The sequence below is a fragment of the Halorubrum sp. Atlit-8R genome (assembly GCF_003666025.1).
GTDB classification, from domain to species: Archaea; Halobacteriota; Halobacteria; order Halobacteriales; family Haloferacaceae; genus Halorubrum; species Halorubrum salinarum.
The window spans coordinates 189,669-203,550 of sequence record NZ_QPLV01000001.1 but is presented as its reverse complement, the minus strand read 5'-3'; the positions used below and the strand labels follow the sequence as shown (position 1 = coordinate 203,550).

16 protein-coding genes are annotated in these 13,882 nt (G+C 71.7%); 7 read left to right on the top strand and 9 right to left on the bottom strand.

The window, feature by feature from the left end; all coding sequences use genetic code 11:
• Positions 1-79 precede the first annotated feature (79 nt).
• Positions 80-1,507 carry a hemolysin family protein gene (locus DVK05_RS00965; protein ID WP_121561585.1) on the bottom strand — a complete coding sequence of 476 codons (1,428 nt, stop codon included), beginning with the start codon at positions 1,505-1,507 and terminating at the stop codon, positions 80-82.
• Positions 1,508-1,670: 163 nt separating this feature from the next.
• Here DVK05_RS00965 and DVK05_RS00960 point away from each other — a divergent pair, with 163 nt between their 5' ends.
• The 3 genes from DVK05_RS00960 to DVK05_RS00950 all read left to right on the top strand — a co-directional run bounded on the left by DVK05_RS00960 (position 1,671) and on the right by DVK05_RS00950 (position 3,187).
• A complete protein-coding gene (locus DVK05_RS00960) occupies positions 1,671-1,967 on the top strand; it encodes a glutathione S-transferase N-terminal domain-containing protein (RefSeq protein ID WP_121561584.1) in 297 nt (98 codons plus the stop codon).
• A 1-nt stretch (position 1,968) separates the two neighbouring features.
• Positions 1,969-2,478 carry a redoxin domain-containing protein gene (locus DVK05_RS00955; RefSeq protein WP_121561583.1) on the top strand — a complete coding sequence of 170 codons (510 nt, stop codon included), beginning with the start codon at positions 1,969-1,971 and terminating at the stop codon, positions 2,476-2,478.
• A gap of 79 nt (positions 2,479-2,557) precedes the next feature.
• On the top strand, positions 2,558-3,187 hold the full coding sequence (locus DVK05_RS00950) for an L-threonylcarbamoyladenylate synthase (RefSeq protein ID WP_199712271.1): 630 nt from the start codon (positions 2,558-2,560) through the stop codon (positions 3,185-3,187).
• 27 nt (positions 3,188-3,214) lie between these two features.
• Here DVK05_RS00950 and DVK05_RS00945 read toward each other — a convergent pair whose 3' ends face one another.
• The 4 genes from DVK05_RS00945 to DVK05_RS00930 all read right to left on the bottom strand — a co-directional run bounded on the left by DVK05_RS00945 (position 3,215) and on the right by DVK05_RS00930 (position 6,581).
• Positions 3,215-3,481, bottom strand: coding sequence for an HAH_0734 family protein (locus tag DVK05_RS00945; protein ID WP_053771822.1), 267 nt, complete (start codon positions 3,479-3,481; stop codon positions 3,215-3,217).
• 86 nt (positions 3,482-3,567) lie between these two features.
• The gene (locus DVK05_RS00940) at positions 3,568-4,311 is read right to left on the bottom strand and encodes a creatininase family protein (protein WP_121561582.1); all 744 of its coding nucleotides are present in this window, start codon (positions 4,309-4,311) and stop codon (positions 3,568-3,570) included.
• A 139-nt stretch (positions 4,312-4,450) separates the two neighbouring features.
• On the bottom strand, positions 4,451-6,271 hold the full coding sequence (locus DVK05_RS00935) for a ribosome biogenesis/translation initiation ATPase RLI (RefSeq protein WP_121561581.1): 1,821 nt from the start codon (positions 6,269-6,271) through the stop codon (positions 4,451-4,453).
• A gap of 1 nt (position 6,272) precedes the next feature.
• Entirely contained in the window at positions 6,273-6,581 is a 309-nt protein-coding gene (locus tag DVK05_RS00930) for a hypothetical protein (protein ID WP_121561580.1), read from the bottom strand.
• A gap of 283 nt (positions 6,582-6,864) precedes the next feature.
• Here DVK05_RS00930 and DVK05_RS00925 point away from each other — a divergent pair, with 283 nt between their 5' ends.
• On the top strand, positions 6,865-7,146 hold the full coding sequence (locus tag DVK05_RS00925) for a helix-turn-helix domain-containing protein (RefSeq protein WP_008443026.1): 282 nt from the start codon (positions 6,865-6,867) through the stop codon (positions 7,144-7,146).
• 103 nt (positions 7,147-7,249) lie between these two features.
• Here DVK05_RS00925 and DVK05_RS00920 read toward each other — a convergent pair whose 3' ends face one another.
• On the bottom strand, positions 7,250-7,528 hold the full coding sequence (locus tag DVK05_RS00920) for a hypothetical protein (protein WP_053771968.1): 279 nt from the start codon (positions 7,526-7,528) through the stop codon (positions 7,250-7,252).
• Between the two features lie 169 nt (positions 7,529-7,697).
• Between DVK05_RS00920 and DVK05_RS00915 the strand changes: the two genes are divergently transcribed.
• Positions 7,698-8,672, top strand: a complete 975-nt coding sequence (locus DVK05_RS00915; protein ID WP_121561579.1) for a C-terminal binding protein — start codon at positions 7,698-7,700, stop codon at positions 8,670-8,672.
• A gap of 30 nt (positions 8,673-8,702) precedes the next feature.
• Here the strand turns inward: DVK05_RS00915 and DVK05_RS00910 are convergent, their stop codons facing one another.
• Positions 8,703-9,548: a DUF6663 family protein gene (locus DVK05_RS00910; RefSeq protein WP_121561578.1), complete on the bottom strand. Its 846-nt coding sequence runs from the start codon at positions 9,546-9,548 to the stop codon at positions 8,703-8,705.
• Between the two features lie 120 nt (positions 9,549-9,668).
• Between DVK05_RS00910 and DVK05_RS00905 the strand changes: the two genes are divergently transcribed.
• Positions 9,669-10,358 (top strand): methyltransferase domain-containing protein, encoded by a 690-nt coding sequence (locus DVK05_RS00905; RefSeq protein ID WP_121561577.1) that lies wholly within the window; start codon positions 9,669-9,671, stop codon positions 10,356-10,358.
• Between the two features lie 49 nt (positions 10,359-10,407).
• Here the strand turns inward: DVK05_RS00905 and DVK05_RS00900 are convergent, their stop codons facing one another.
• Positions 10,408-10,854: a type IV pilin gene (locus tag DVK05_RS00900; RefSeq protein ID WP_121561576.1), complete on the bottom strand. Its 447-nt coding sequence runs from the start codon at positions 10,852-10,854 to the stop codon at positions 10,408-10,410.
• Between the two features lie 78 nt (positions 10,855-10,932).
• Positions 10,933-12,273 (bottom strand): hypothetical protein, encoded by a 1,341-nt coding sequence (locus tag DVK05_RS00895; RefSeq protein ID WP_121561575.1) that lies wholly within the window; start codon positions 12,271-12,273, stop codon positions 10,933-10,935.
• A 178-nt stretch (positions 12,274-12,451) separates the two neighbouring features.
• On the opposite strand from DVK05_RS00895, the gene DVK05_RS00890 reads away from it, so the two are divergent.
• The gene (locus DVK05_RS00890; protein ID WP_121561574.1) at positions 12,452-13,741 is read left to right on the top strand and encodes a hypothetical protein; all 1,290 of its coding nucleotides are present in this window, start codon (positions 12,452-12,454) and stop codon (positions 13,739-13,741) included.
• Positions 13,742-13,882 lie beyond the last annotated feature (141 nt).

The following is a 13,882-nucleotide window of genomic DNA, read 5'->3' as shown; positions in this document are numbered from 1 at the left end:
ACGACGCTGCGGAGACGATGGTCGGTATGGGCAGTCGACGACGGTCGCTCCGAGTCCGGAAGCCGTCGGCGGCGCCGTCTCACTCCACGTCGTTCTGGACCGGATCGCCCTCGCCGTCGGCCTCCGCCGCGCCCTCGTCGGTCGCGTCCGCGGCCTCGACGGGCGCGCTCGACTCCTCCGCCTCGGCGGCGCCGCCGTCGAGGACGGTCACGCGCGCGGACATGATCCGAGTGTTGTCGACGCGCTCGATGCGGATCCGGACGCCGTCGAACTCGATCTCCTCGCCCTCCTCAACGAGCCGCCCCGCGCGGTTGAACACGAAGCCGGCGAGCGTCTCGAACTCCTCGCCCTCGGGCAGTTCGATCCCGAGTATCTCGTTGACCTCGTCGATGTTGACCTGCCCCTGAACGACGGCGACGTCGTCGTCGACGAACTCCACCGGCGCCGACTCGTCGCCTTCGAGGATCTCGCCGACGATCTCCTCGGCCACGTCCTCCAGCGTGATGATCCCCTCCGTGGTGCCGAACTCGTCGATGACGGTGACCATCTGGAGGCGGTTCTCCTGCATCTCCGCGAGCAGCTCGTCGGCGTTCTTCGACTCGGGGACGTGCAGCGTCGGCTTGACGACCCGCTCCAGGGAGGGCGTCCCCTCGGAGTAGCGCAGCTCGCGGACCAGGTCGCGCACCGTGACGACGCCGACGATGTTGTCGAGGTTCCCCTCGTAGACGGGGACGCGCTCGTGGTCGGCCTGGATGCACGTCTCGATCGCCTCCTCGACGGTGTCCTCCTTCGCGACCGCCGTGACATCGAGCCGCGGGGTCATCACCTCCTTGGCGATGGTGTTGTTGAACCGGAAGATGCGGTCGAGCATCTCGCGCTCCTCCTCGTCGATGACGCCCTCGCGCTCGCCCGTCTCGATAATGTCCTGGATCTCGTCGCGGGTGACGTACGACGACTCGATCGCCGAGCGGCCGCCGGTGATCTTGTTGACGACCCTGGTCAGGTAGTCGAACAGGACCACGAGCGGGAGGAGGACGTACTCGGAAAGCTTCAGCGGGCGGGCGATGCGCAACGCCCACGACTCGGTGTTCTCGACGGCGTACGACTTCGGCGCGCTCTCGCCGAACAGCAGGACGAGCGCCGTGATCCCGAAGGTGGCGATGGTGACGGCCTGCCCCTGCCCGAGGCCGAGGTAGACGAGCAGCCCGGTGGAGATGGAGGACATCGCGATGTTGACGATGTTGTTGCCGACGAGGATCGTGATGAGGAGCCGGTGCGGGTCGGTCTTCAGCGCCTTCACCGTCTCCGAGCCCGGCACCCCGTCTTCGACGAGGCTGTCGATGCGGTGCTGCGGCAGGGAGAACATCGCGATCTCCGACGAGGAGAAGAACGCCGACAGCGCGATCAACACCAGGATCGTGAGCGCGCCGAGCGCGGCGACGACGGTGTCGCCGGGCATCTGTATCTGGAGGAGACCGGCCGTCAGCGTACTCGACCACAAGCCCATATTCGTTTGTCATCCGTCGGCCCACGATTAAAGGGTTCCCTTCGCTGAGCCCCGCGGCGGGGCGGCGGAGTGCCGCCGACGCGCGCCGCCGCCGACCCGGGCCATCGTCGACGCGCGTGCCGCCGCCGACACGGTTACCCGTCTCGCGGGCGAACCGCGGGACATGAGCGATCCACAGATCACCCTGTACCGGCTGCAGGCGTGCCCGTACTGCGAGCGCGTCGTCCGGACGCTGAACGAGCTCGACTTGGAGTACCGCTCCCGCTACGTCGAGCCGATGCACTCCGAGCGCAACGTCGTCAAGCGCGTCTCCGGCGCCCGGAGCGTGCCGGCGATCGTCGACCGCGAGACCGGCGTCACCATGTCCGAGAGCGCGAACATCGTCGAGTACCTGAAGGGGACGTACGGCGACGCGGCGACCGATGGGGGCCGCGCAGCCGACGCCGAGGGAGGTGCCTGAGATGCCGGAGTTCGACGTCGTCTCCCTGCCCGAGACGGACCACGTCGCCGGGGGCGACACGGCGCCCGACTTCACCCGCCCGCTCGTGAACGGCGAGTACTGGGAGGACCGCGCGCTCGCCGACGCCGTCGACGGCCCGACGCTCCTCCTGTTCCACCCCATGGACGGCACCTTCCAGGGGACGTACCTCTACAACACGGTCGACGACCACGGGTGGAGCGACGACCTCGACGTGCTCGGCGTCTCCATCTCGACGCCGTACGCCCACAAGCGCCTGCTCGCCGAGCGCGGCGACGGTGTCCGGATCTTCTCCGACCCGGGCGCGGGCGTCGTCGAGGAGTACGGCCTCGCACACGAGATCGACGGCATGACCGGGATCACGGAGAGCCGCCCGGCCGTCTTCCTGCTCGACGCCGACCGCACCGTGGAGTACGCGTGGGTCGCGAGCGAGCATCCCGAGTTCCCCGACGCCGAGGCGATCGGCGACGCGGTCGCCGACCTCGTCGACTGAGCGGACCCGAGGTCGCGGCCCGGCGCGCGGACCGCACACACTCGTCACGCTTTTTCAACTCGCCGCCGAACGGTCGCGCGTGACCGCCGACACGAGCGACGACGGACCGGACCGATCCGAGGAGCTGCGCGCGGCGGCCGCCGCCGTCGACCGCGGCGACCTCGTCGTCTACCCGACCGAGACGGTGTACGGGCTGGGCGCCGACGCGCTCGACCCCGAGGCCGTCGAGCGCATCTTCGACCTGAAGGGCCGCGACCGGTCGAACCCCCTCTCGCTCGGCGTCGCGAGCGTCGACGACGCGCTCCGCTACACCCGCCCGACGGAGCTGGCCGTCGCCTTCGCGCGGGCGTTCCTCCCGGGGCCGGTGACGGTCGTCGTCGAGCGCGGCGACCGGGTGCCCGACGCGCTCACCGCCGGGCGCGACCGCGTCGGGATCCGCGTGCCGGACCACGACCTCGCGCGGGCGCTGCTGGCCGAGACCGGTCCCCTCACCGCGACGAGCGCGAACGTCTCCGGGACGGGCAGCGTCACCGACCCGAGCGACCTCTCCGACCGGATCCGCGAGGGAGTCGCCGCCGTGATCGACGGCGGCGAGACGCCTGGGACGGAGAGCACGGTCGTCGACCCCGAGGCGGGGACGATCCACCGGCGCGGGGCGATGGCCGGCGCCATCGAGGCGTGGCTGGCGGACCCGCCGGTGGACGGGTGAGTCGGCGAGAAGAGTCGACCGCGGCGCTCAGACGGAGAGGTCGCCCTTCGCTTTGATCACGTCGAGGTCCTCGGCGTCGACCGTCTCGACGTCGAGCCAGTGGGGGACGTACTCGCGTTTGTCGTACGCCTCGCGCTCGTCTTCCGTGCCGACGGTACACCAGAGCTGCGGCTCGTCCGGGCCGTGCCAGCCGCCCTGAACGTTGATGCCGAAACAGACCAGCTCCTCGCCGTCGTGCTCGATCACCGCGTCCTTCCGGATGTCGGGGTCGCCGCGGATGATGAGGTGGTGCATGTGCCGGGGTTCGCGTGTTCCGGGCTTAATCGCTTCGATACCGCGGATCGAACGGCGGCGGCGACCCCGCGGAAGGTGGGGAGGCCCTACCACCCCCGGTCGAGATCCTCGACGAGCGCGCCGAGGATCTCCCGGGTCGTCGCGGCGACGATGGGTTCGAGCGCGTCCGGATCGCTGTTCGTCGGGTCGCCGAGACCGCCCAGCTCCGTCACCTCGTCGAAGTACTCGTAGCTCCGGGTCCGGGGCAGCTCCGCCGCCTCCTGCGGCTCCTTCTTTGCGGTCCGCACGAGGTCCGGGCGGTACAGCTCGACGAAGCTCGTCTCGTGGTCGCCGGCGTGGCCCCACCCCTCGCCGTACGCCTCCGTCAGGTCCGCCTCCGCGAAGTCCGTCCAGTGGACGAAGTGGACCGTGAGGTCGGTGTCGCGGCCGAGCCGGTCGGCGGCGATCGACAGCGGCTCGCGGTTCCCGCCGTGGCAGTTCAGAAGGAGTAACCGGTCGGCGCCGTGTTCGGCCACCGACTCGCCGATCTCACGGACCACGTCGACGTACGTCTCCGTCGAGAGCGTGACCGTCCCGGGGAACCGCATGTGGTGTTCCGACTGCCCGTACGGCAGCGTCGGGAGCCGCAGCAGGTCGAGGTCGAACTCGTCGGCGGCGTCGACGAGCTCGGCCGTGAGGTGGTCCGCGCGGAGCGTGTCCGTCGACACCGGGAGGTGCGGGCCGTGCTGCTCGATGCTGCCGGCCGGGAGCACCGCGAAGTCGGCGTCGTCGATCGCGGCGCCGGCGTCCTCCCACGTCATGCCGAACAGGTCGGCGTCCGTCTCGGGCATGGCGGAGGCTCCGAGGTCGAACGACGAAAGCGTCGGGGTAGCGGCGAGGCGGCGGCGCCCGGCGGGGGAGCTGGGAGAGAGCGGCGGGGAGCGGGTCGCGAGCGCCGGAGAGCGGGCTGCCAGCGACCGGGAGGCCGGCTCAGCCTGAGTAGTAGTACTCGCCGTCGCGCTTCTGCTGGCTGTCGAGCTGCGACCCCGGCTTGTTGATCCGGGGGCGGCCGGTGCGCTCGTCGCGCCGGAAGGTGATCTCGAGGTCGGCGAGGAACTCGTTCATGCCGTCGCGCATGTCCTGCGGCGGCGCGGCGCGCCCGCGCTCGGCGGGCTCGCCGTCGAACACCATCAGGCGGTCCGCGAGGAGGTCGATCATGTAGATGTCGTGGTCGATCACCATCACGGTCGCGTCGTGGTTCTCGGCGTACCGGCGGATCGCGGTCGTCGCCCGCACGCGCTGCTCGACGTCGAGGTGGGCGGAGGGCTCGTCGAGCAGGTAGAGGTCGGCGTCGTCGGAGAGGCAGGCCGCGATGGCGACGCGCTGGCGCTCCCCGCCCGAGAGGTCCGAGAGGTTCTGCTCCATCACGCGCTCCAACTGGAGCGGCTGGGCGATCTCGGTGTTCCAGTAGGAGGAGCCGAACTCGTCGGTGATAGAGGAGAGGAACGCGTCGACCCGCATGTGCTGGTCGATGTCGATGTACTGCGGCTTGTAGGAGATGTCGAGCGCGAAGTCGAGCTCGCCCTCGTCGGGCGCCAAGTCGCCGGTGAACAGCTGCGCGAGCGTGGACTTGCCGATCCCGTTCGGGCCGACGACGCCGAGCACCTCGGAGCGGTTGATCTCGCCGCCCTCGACGCGGAGCTCGAACTCGCCGTCGCCGTACGACTTCCGCAGGTCCGGGTACTCGATCAGCGTTTCGCTCCGGGAGGCGACCCGCGGCGCGTGCTCCTCGAAGGTGATCGCGGAGGGCCGGATCCGCATGTTCTCGTTGTCGAGGTACCCCTTCAGGTACTCGTTGATCCCCTTCCGGACCGACTTCGGGTCGGTGATGACACCGTACGCGCCCGGCTCCCCGTACGCGACGTGGAGCGTGTCGGCGAGCAGGTCGAGGATCGCGAGGTCGTGCTCGACGACGAGCATCGAGCGGTCCGCGGCGTCGTCGTCCGCCAGCTCGCGGATGAGCCGGGCGACGATCATCCGCTGGCCGATGTCGAGGTACGGCGTGATCTCGTCGAGGAAGTAGAAGTCGGCGTCGCGGGCCAGACACGCCGCGATGGCGACGCGCTGGAGCTCGCCGCCGGAGATCGAGTCGATGTCCTGGTCCATCACCGGCCGGATGTTGAGCCGGTCGACGAGGTCGTCGAGCGCGCCCCGCTCGTCGGTCCGCTCCAGCAGCTCGCGGGTGTTCCCGTCGAACTGGTTCGGGATCTGGTCGACGTACTGCGGCTTGCGCGCGACCGTCACGTCGCCCGCCTTCAGCGATTCGAGGTAGTTCTGGAGGCCGGTGCCGCGGAAGCGGTCGAGGACGCGCTCCCAGTCGCCGTCGGCGGCGTGGTCGCCGAGGTTCGGGACCATCTCGCCGGCGAGCGCGTGGACGGCGGTCGACTTCCCGATCCCGTTCGGCCCGAGGATGCCGGTGACGCTGCCGGGCTCGGGCGTCGGGAGGCCGTACAGCGAGAAGGCGTTGTCCCCGTAGCGGTGGACCGGGTCGTCGTCGAGCTCGGAGGGGAGGTTGATGATCTCGATGGCGTCGAACGGGCACGACTGGACGCAGATGCCGCAGGTCTCGCCCAGGCAGATCTCCTCTGAGATGTGGATCTGGTCGGGGTCGCCCTCCTCGGCGTCCGGGCCACGCTCCGTGATGCACTCCTTGCCCGTCCGGTTGGGCGGGCAGTCCTTCATGCACTCGTAGTTACAGCGGTCGGGCTGGCACCGATCGAGGTCCACGACCGCGATGCTGTCGTCGGCCATCTCAGACCCCCAGGTCGACGGCGGACGTCAGCAGGACGGTGTAGCTGATGAACCAGAGGGTGAACGTGAGAAACGCCACGTAGAGGTTGTCCTTGACCCCGAGGTCGCCGACGCCGACCGCTTTGAATATGGGGTACTGGGCGATGACGAACGCGCCGAGCACGAAGACCGCGGTGGTGCTCGCGGCGGACGCCGGGTCGGTGCCGACGTAGACGGCCGAGACGACGCCGGCCGCGATCCCGGCGAGACAGCAGATGGTCGTGACGACCACGCCGCGCGCGTGGTCGGACAGGCCCGAATCGTCGCTCATGCCTTCGGATCCGCGAGCGCCCGTGAAAAGCCGTTCGTTCCCGCCGTCGCCCGCGGGCGAGACGGGCCGCCGCTCGGAACGCGGCGGTCGGGCACCGCCGCGCGTCGCCGCGGCCGAGGCGCGCGCGAGCCGAATCGCTGACTGACTGGTCAGTCCAGCGGGGTGTTAGCGGCCTATTTTGCTGGTTTGTGACGCGAGATGCGGCCGATTTCGCCGGTAAACGGCGCTGAGACGGGGCTGCTCCATCAACATTTATGAACGTGTGCGGTTTCGAATCGTAACGATGGAAGGAACTCAAACGGAGGGGCTCGACGACCTCCCACCGAGCGCCAAACTCGTCTTCAAGGTGCTCGAGTACAACGGACCGCTGACCCAGAAGGGGATCGTCCAAGAGTCGATGCTGTCGGCCCGCACCGTCCGGTACGCGCTCGAACGGCTCGAAGGGATCGGCGTCGTCGACGAGGACGTCTACTTCGCGGACGCCAGACAGAACCTCTACAAGCTCACGGAGCCGGCCCAGGAGTTCACCGCCGACGAGGGCGAGGCCTCCTGTACCGCCGACTGACCCGCGGCGGTCGACTCCCCACCCCGTCCGTCTTCTCACCTTCTCTCGGCGACGCCGAGCGACGCGTTCCGTGCGCTCGGGACCGTCCCGCGCGGCGTCTCCGCTACTCCGGCGGCTCCGCGCCGCCCTCGCGTGCGCCGCGGACAGCCGCCGCGACGGTGAGGACGACCGCCACCGCCAGCGCCGACGTCGCCGCCAGCACGAACGCGAGCAGGAGGAACCACACGTCGGGCCCGAACAGCGGGTACTCGCGCGTGTCGATCACCGGCCCGAGCAGTTCGAGGGTCCGGACGAGGTACAGCGAGAGCGCGAGCAGCGCGCCGGCGGCCGCCCCGATCCGGACGTTGCGATAGAACGACAGCGACTCCAACAGGACCAGCATCGGGGGCTTCGAACTGTCCTCGCTCACGGAGGCACGTACGGTCGGCCGCCGCAAAGAGCCATCGGAACGCGGCGCCCGGTCTGGCGATCTATCACGATCGAATCGGACGGAAGAGGGCCTGACAGCGTCAGTGACAGCCGTCAAGTGGGTCGGCGGTGAACGGCCGCGCATGCCCAGAGTCGTGCTGTCGGCGTTCCCGATGATAGACCCGGAGACGTACCGCGAGGTCCTCGCCGACGCGGTCGACGAGCCGGTCGAGGTGGAGGTCGCGGAACTGGGGTCGACCGAGCGGCTGATCGACGCGGCGGCCGGCGCCGACGCGGTGGTCACCGACATCAACACGCCCGTCACCGAGGCGGCGCTCGACGCCACGGACCTCGACGTGGTCGTCCGCTCGGCCGTCGGCGTCGACAACGTCGACGTGGCGGCGGCCGCGGAGCGCGGGGTGACCGTCACCCGGGTGCCGGACTACTGTACCGACGAGGTGGCGACCCACTCCGTCTCGCTGCTCCTCGCCTGCCTGCGCTCGCTCAAGCCGTACGACGACGCGGTCGCGGAGGGCGGGTGGAGCTGGGAGGCCGGCGTCCCGACCCGGCGCGTGAGCGCGTCGACGATCGGCCTGCTCTCGTTCGGCCCGATCGCGAAGCGGGCGGCCGAGCAGCTCTCCGGGTTCGGCGCCGACCTGATCGCGCACGACCCGTTCGTCGACGCCGAGGAGATGGCCGACCGCGGCGTCGAGAAGGTCGAGTTCGAGGCGCTGTTCGACCGCGCCGACCACGTCGGCGTCTACGCCCCCCTGACCGACGCGACGCGGGGGATCGTCGACGCGGACGCGCTTGGCCGGCTGGGCGAGGACTCGGTGGTCGTCAACGTGAGCCGCGGCCCCGTCGTCGACGCCGACGCCCTCCTCGACGCGCTGGAGCGCGACGGCATAAAGGCCGCCGGCCTCGACGTCCTCGCCGAGGAGCCGCCCGAGGACGACCCGCTCGTCGGGCGCGACGACACGGTGGTCACGCCGCACGCGGCGTGGTACAGCGAGGAGGCGAAAGACGACCTGAACCGGAGCGGCGCGGCCGACGTGGCGGCCGTCCTGAACGGCGAGACGCCGGACGGCCGGGTGGACCCCGAGGCGGACTGGCTGTAGCGCCGCGGGAGTCCGGGGAGACGCGCCGGCCTACAGGCGGTCAAGGGCGTCGAAGTCGTCGTCATCGTTGAGCGGGTCGTCGTCCGACCCGTTCGACTCCCCCGGGGCGTCGTCCGCGGCGTCGGAGACGAGCGAGTCGCCGTCGTCGCCGCCCGGGTAGCTCGCGTCGAGCCCCGCCGCCAGCCCGGCCCCGAGGTCGTAGGTGTCCCGGACCGTCTGCGCGAGGACGCCGTCGCGGTCGAAGACGACGTAGACGGCGACGAACTCGTGGGCCGCGGGGCGTAACACGAACACCTCCCGCGGACCGTCGTCGTCGCGCGACTCGTTCACGCGCGCGACGAGCGGCTCGATGGGGAGCCGGCCCGTGCGGACCTCGTCGAAGGTGTCGCTGCCGGGCGCGTCCGCGAAGAGGTACAGCGCGCCGTTGGGGTCGCCGTCGTTCGACCGGGTCGTGACCGAGCCGACGGGCTCGCCCTCGGCGCGGATCTGCCGCCACGTCTCGACGGCCGCCTCGAACATCCCCTCGACGCCGTCGGCGAAGCGGAAGCGCGTCTCGCGGACGACCTCGACCTCGCGGAAGCGCGCGGAGCCGTCGGTCCACGCCAGCGTCGCGTCGACGACGAAGCCGGGCCGGAGCGCGTCGACGGCCTCGCCGAGGTCGCCCTCGTACCCCTCCGCGGTGGCGTAGAGGGGGTCGAAGCGGTCCTCGGCGTCGGGGGCCGTCGGGTCGACCGGCTCGTCGGCGAGCTCGACGAGGACGAACTCCTCGGCGTCGGCCGCGGCCGCGCCGGGGTCGCCCCCGTCCGACTCGTCGTCGATGTCCGGCCGCCGGCGCCGGTCGTGGACGCGGAACCGGCCGCTCGTCGTCGGATCCATACCGGGCGGTGGGGCGGCGGGCGGAAAAGCCGGTCGGAAGCGGTGCGGCCCGCTCGTCCGCGGCCGATACCGTTCGCGGATCCGTGTCGTTATGGGGGCGCCGGCCCAAGGAACCGGTAAATGGGGATCCTCGAGGACAAGTCGAACGCCCGGCTCTTCTACAAGTACCTCTCGAAGGTGTACGACCGGATTAACAGCTTCAACTGGAACGAGGAGATGCGCGCGGAGGCGCTCTCGTGGCTGGAGTTCGGCGACGACCCGAGGGTGCTCGACGTGGGCTGCGGGACCGGCTTCGGCACGGAGGGACTGCTCGAACACGCCGACGACGTCCACGGGCTCGACCAGAGCATCCACCAGATGGAGAAGGCGTTCGGGAAGTTCGGGAAGCGCGACCGCGTGAACTTCTACCGCGGCGACGCCGAGCGGCTCCCGTTCCGCGACGACGCGTTCGACGTGGTCTGGTCGTCCGGCTCCATCGAGTACTGGCCGAACCCCGTCGAGGGGCTGCGCGAGCTCCGGCGCGTCGCTAAGCCCGGCGGGCAGGTCCTCGTCGTCGGCCCCGACTACCCGCACAACCCGATCCTCCAGCGGGTGGCCGACGCGATCATGCTGTTCTACGACGCCGACGAGGCCGACCGGATGTTCGAGGCGGCCGGCTACGAGGAGTTCGAACACCACATCCAGCAGGCGACGCCGCAGAGCCCCCGCGCCATCACGACCGTCGCCCGCGTTCCCGACGACGGCGAGTCGGGCGACGAGTCGTCGGCGGCCGCCCCCGACGCGGACCCCTCGGCGCCCGACGCCGAGTAGCGGCGTCGATCGAGAGCCGGAACGCCCGGCCGCTCCCTCCGACGCGCCCTCACCCCGGCTCGACGACCGTCTCCAGCGTCGCGACCGGCCGGCCGTCGGCCGTGATCTCGACGGTGACCCGTCGGCCCGGTTCGAGCGTCGGGTCGTTGGTGTCCGCGACGCGGAAGGCGGCCGTCTCCCCGACGCGGAGCGTGTCGTCGCCCGCGGAGTTGAACGGCCCGGTCGGGCCGGGGTGGAACCCGGCGGCCGAGAAGAACGGGAGCGGCGGCTGCTCGTCGAGCGGTTCGCCGTCGACGCTGACGCGGACCCGCACGGCCGTGACGTCGATCGGATCGCCGCCGCGGTGCGTGACCGCGATCCGGTCGTCGGTCGCCGACAGCGACAGCACCGCCGACGGCGGCACCGTCGCGCTCGGGCCGTCGAGCGCGGCGGCCGCGACGCCGCCGGCCAACACGACCGTGATCGCGATGAGCAGCACGCCCGCGACGGGCGCCATCCCTCGGGCGCGGCGAGCAACTGGTGACACGGGGGGCGTGGGGCGGTTTCGCCTAAAAGCGTCGCCCCGGGCGGCCGGTCACTCGTCGTCGACCGGCCGCGGCGTCGGGAGGGGTTCGATGCCGTCGATGACGACGACGCGGGGCTCGTCGACGACGGTGATGCGGTACGGCTCGGCGGGCGAGAGCGTCCGGACGACCCCGTTCTCGTCGGTCGCGCCGATCGCCCGGCTGTCGCCGCCGCCGACGGACTTGGTGACGGTGACGCCGGAGACCGGCTCGCCGGTCTCGTCGTCGAGGACGGTCACCGTCACCGGCCCGCCGGGGTAGGTCCGCTCGACGGTGACGTTGAACCCGTCGCCGGCGGCCGCGACCGGCTCGGTGTCGGGGAACGCGGCCAGGTCGACGCGCTGGTGTTCGACGAACACCTGCTCGGTGCCGCCGCTGACGAACGTGCGGAGGACGCCGAACTCGTGCGGGATGGTGATCCGCTGGACCGCGCCCGCGCCGAACGCGTCTGGCTCGCGCAGCGCGGCCGTCTCGGGGTAGGCCGCCTCGGTGATCTCTATCGCCGCGTCGTTCGAGATATCGCCGCCGCCGCGGTCCCAGCGGTCGGTCCGGAAGACCTCGCGGACGTACTCGCCGTCGACGACGGTCGTGAGCACGACGGCGTCCTCGCTCGACGCGACGTAGATGTCGTTCGGCGAGGACTGGCCGCGAGCGGTCGCGAGCGCGTGGTCGCGGACCGGCCCCTCGTACACCTGGAGCGCCACCTGAAGCTCGTCGAGCCGGCCGGGCGAGCTGAACCCGTCCGTCGACTCGGCGAGCGCGTCGATGGCCTCGAGCCGCTCGTCGTACTCGCGGGCGGTCGCCGCCACCCGGACGAGCTCGTCGACCAGCTCGCGGTCGCTCATCTCGCCGGCGGCGTGCGCGCTGAAGGCGTCCGCCTGGCGGCTCGACAGCGCCACCTCCGCGCGCTCGACGCGGTTGATCTCGACGAGGATCTGCTGTTGGCGCTCGACGCCGGCCTCGGCGCCCTCGATCCGGTCGACGACGGCCGCGGTCTCGACGGCCGCGTCGGCGTCGGCGGTCGCGAACCCGAGCGCCGAGCCGAGGTCGGGGCCGCGTACGTACGTGCCGACCCGCGTCTCCGCGCCGGGCGGCGTCGAGAGCGTGCGGAGCGTCAGGTTCGTCGTTTCGAGCTGCGGCGCCGGCTGGCCGGCGGCGGCCGTCGGGTCCGCGGGCGACGCCGAGCTACCGGGCGACGCCGGAGCGGCGGGGAGGTCCGGCGCGGCGGGCGGGGCCGAATCGGCGGACTCCGCCGGGGCGACGGACGGGGAGACGGCGCCCGGCGCGGTGACGCCGGCGACCGGGGCCACGATCAACAGGACCGCGACCGCGGCGATCGGGAGGGCTCTCATCGCCCGACGGTTCGGCCCGGGACACAAAAAGTCCACCCACTGCGGCCGGCCGCCCGGGCCCACCGACCCGCGTCGCCGTCGAGCGGCGCGCGAGCGCGAGCGGCGACTCGGCCGGGCGTCCTGTCAAAAAACAGCGTATGGAAAGCGTTTTGCCCGGCGCGCGAGTGGCCCGTGACGTATGCGGAACCCCGCTCTTCGCGCGCTCTTGGTCGCCGTCGTCGCGCTCGCGCTGGTCGCGAGCGCCGGCGTCGCGGCCGACGGCGCGGTCACGGCCCCCTCCCCCCTCGACGCTGACGAGAACCCGACCCGCGCGTCGGCCGCCGCAGACGGCCCGGGCGTCGCCGGCGCCGTCGGCGACCGCTCGACGGCCGCGCGCCAGCAGACCGACGACGGCATCACGTCGCCGTCGACGACGCGGATCCGGATCGGTCTGAACCCCGACCGCAGCGCGGACTGGACCGTCGCGGTCCGGTACTCGCTGGCGGACGCGAACGAGACGGCGGCGTTCAGGACCGCCGGCGACCGCTTCGAGGACGGCGAGGTCGGCCCCGACGCCGCCCTGTTCGAGGGGTTCCGCCGCGAGGCGAACCGCAACGTCGACCGCTCGATGGCGATCGAGGACGTCGAGCGCGAGGTCGAGGTGTACGAGGACCCGAGCGAGTACGAGGTCGCGACGGAGGACGCGGTCGCGGTCGGCGAGCTGCGGCTCACGTTCACCTGGACGGCATTCCTCGAACAGGACGGCGAGAGCCTCGTCCTCGGGGACGCGCTGACGACGCCGGACAACGAGACGTGGCTCCGCAGCCTGGAGGCGAGTCAGACGCTGGAGGTGGCGACGCCGGAGGGGTACACCGTCACCGGAACGCCGAGCAGCGCCGTGACCCAGCTCTCGGACGGCGACGTGATCATCGAGGGGCCCCAGACGTTCGAGGAGGGCGAGCCCGTGGCGATCGTGTACGGCCCCGCCGGAGCGGGCGCCCCGTGGACGATGCTGATGGCCGCGATGGTGCTCGCCGCGGCCCTCGTCGCCGGGAGCGTCGTCGGATACCGACGGATCAATCCCGGGGGAGACGGACCGGGCGAGTCGGCGATGAACGGCGGCGAGGACGTGGCGAACGGCGACGGCCCGACTCCGGCCGGCGTCGGCGGCGCCGGTCGGGGACCGGAGCCGGACGACGACGGCGCCGACGCGGGCGACGAGGAGGACGCCGGCGACGACGGGGAGGACCTCTCGCTGCTCTCGGACGAGGAGCGCGTCGAGCGCCTCCTCGACGCCAACGGCGGTCGGATGCGGCAGGCCGACATCGTCGCCGAGACCGGGTGGTCGGACGCGAAGGTGTCGCAGCTGCTCTCGGCGATGGCCGACGAGGGGCGCGTCGAGAAGCTCCGGCTCGGCCGCGAGAACCTCATCTCGCTGCCCGACGACGGCGACGCCGGGGGCGGCGACGGCGACCGCGCCGACGAGTAGCGGTCCCGGTCGCGGCGACGGTGGCGGGCAGCGCCGGCGGTCGCCGCGGCGCCGGCCCTCGCCCCGAGTCGGGCGAACAGAGGAAAAACCGCTGGTCCGCCGTCGCTCGTTCCGAAAACCATTACAGGACGAGCGACTGAG

What these genes read in the sequence shown, in the direction of transcription:
- DVK05_RS00900 (WP_121561576.1), bottom strand. Translation starts at nt 10,854, where the DNA reads ATGGCGCCCGTCGCGGGCGTGCTGCTCATCGCGATCACGGTCGTGTTG.
- DVK05_RS00965 (WP_121561585.1), bottom strand. Translation starts at nt 1,507, where the DNA reads ATGGGCTTGTGGTCGAGTACGCTGACGGCCGGTCTCCTCCAGATACAG.
- DVK05_RS00930 (WP_121561580.1), bottom strand. Translation starts at nt 6,581, where the DNA reads ATGAGCGACGATTCGGGCCTGTCCGACCACGCGCGCGGCGTGGTCGTC.
- DVK05_RS00920 (WP_053771968.1), bottom strand. Translation starts at nt 7,528, where the DNA reads ATGCTGGTCCTGTTGGAGTCGCTGTCGTTCTATCGCAACGTCCGGATC.
- DVK05_RS00940 (WP_121561582.1), bottom strand. Translation starts at nt 4,311, where the DNA reads ATGCCCGAGACGGACGCCGACCTGTTCGGCATGACGTGGGAGGACGCC.
- DVK05_RS00910 (WP_121561578.1), bottom strand. Translation starts at nt 9,548, where the DNA reads ATGGATCCGACGACGAGCGGCCGGTTCCGCGTCCACGACCGGCGCCGG.
- DVK05_RS00915 (WP_121561579.1), top strand. Translation starts at nt 7,698, where the DNA reads ATGCCCAGAGTCGTGCTGTCGGCGTTCCCGATGATAGACCCGGAGACG.
- DVK05_RS00960 (WP_121561584.1), top strand. Translation starts at nt 1,671, where the DNA reads ATGAGCGATCCACAGATCACCCTGTACCGGCTGCAGGCGTGCCCGTAC.
- DVK05_RS00925 (WP_008443026.1), top strand. Translation starts at nt 6,865, where the DNA reads ATGGAAGGAACTCAAACGGAGGGGCTCGACGACCTCCCACCGAGCGCC.
- DVK05_RS00935 (WP_121561581.1), bottom strand. Translation starts at nt 6,271, where the DNA reads ATGGCCGACGACAGCATCGCGGTCGTGGACCTCGATCGGTGCCAGCCC.
- DVK05_RS00945 (WP_053771822.1), bottom strand. Translation starts at nt 3,481, where the DNA reads ATGCACCACCTCATCATCCGCGGCGACCCCGACATCCGGAAGGACGCG.
- DVK05_RS00895 (WP_121561575.1), bottom strand. Translation starts at nt 12,273, where the DNA reads ATGAGAGCCCTCCCGATCGCCGCGGTCGCGGTCCTGTTGATCGTGGCC.
- DVK05_RS00905 (WP_121561577.1), top strand. Translation starts at nt 9,669, where the DNA reads ATGGGGATCCTCGAGGACAAGTCGAACGCCCGGCTCTTCTACAAGTAC.
- DVK05_RS00955 (WP_121561583.1), top strand. Translation starts at nt 1,969, where the DNA reads ATGCCGGAGTTCGACGTCGTCTCCCTGCCCGAGACGGACCACGTCGCC.
- DVK05_RS00890 (WP_121561574.1), top strand. Translation starts at nt 12,452, where the DNA reads ATGCGGAACCCCGCTCTTCGCGCGCTCTTGGTCGCCGTCGTCGCGCTC.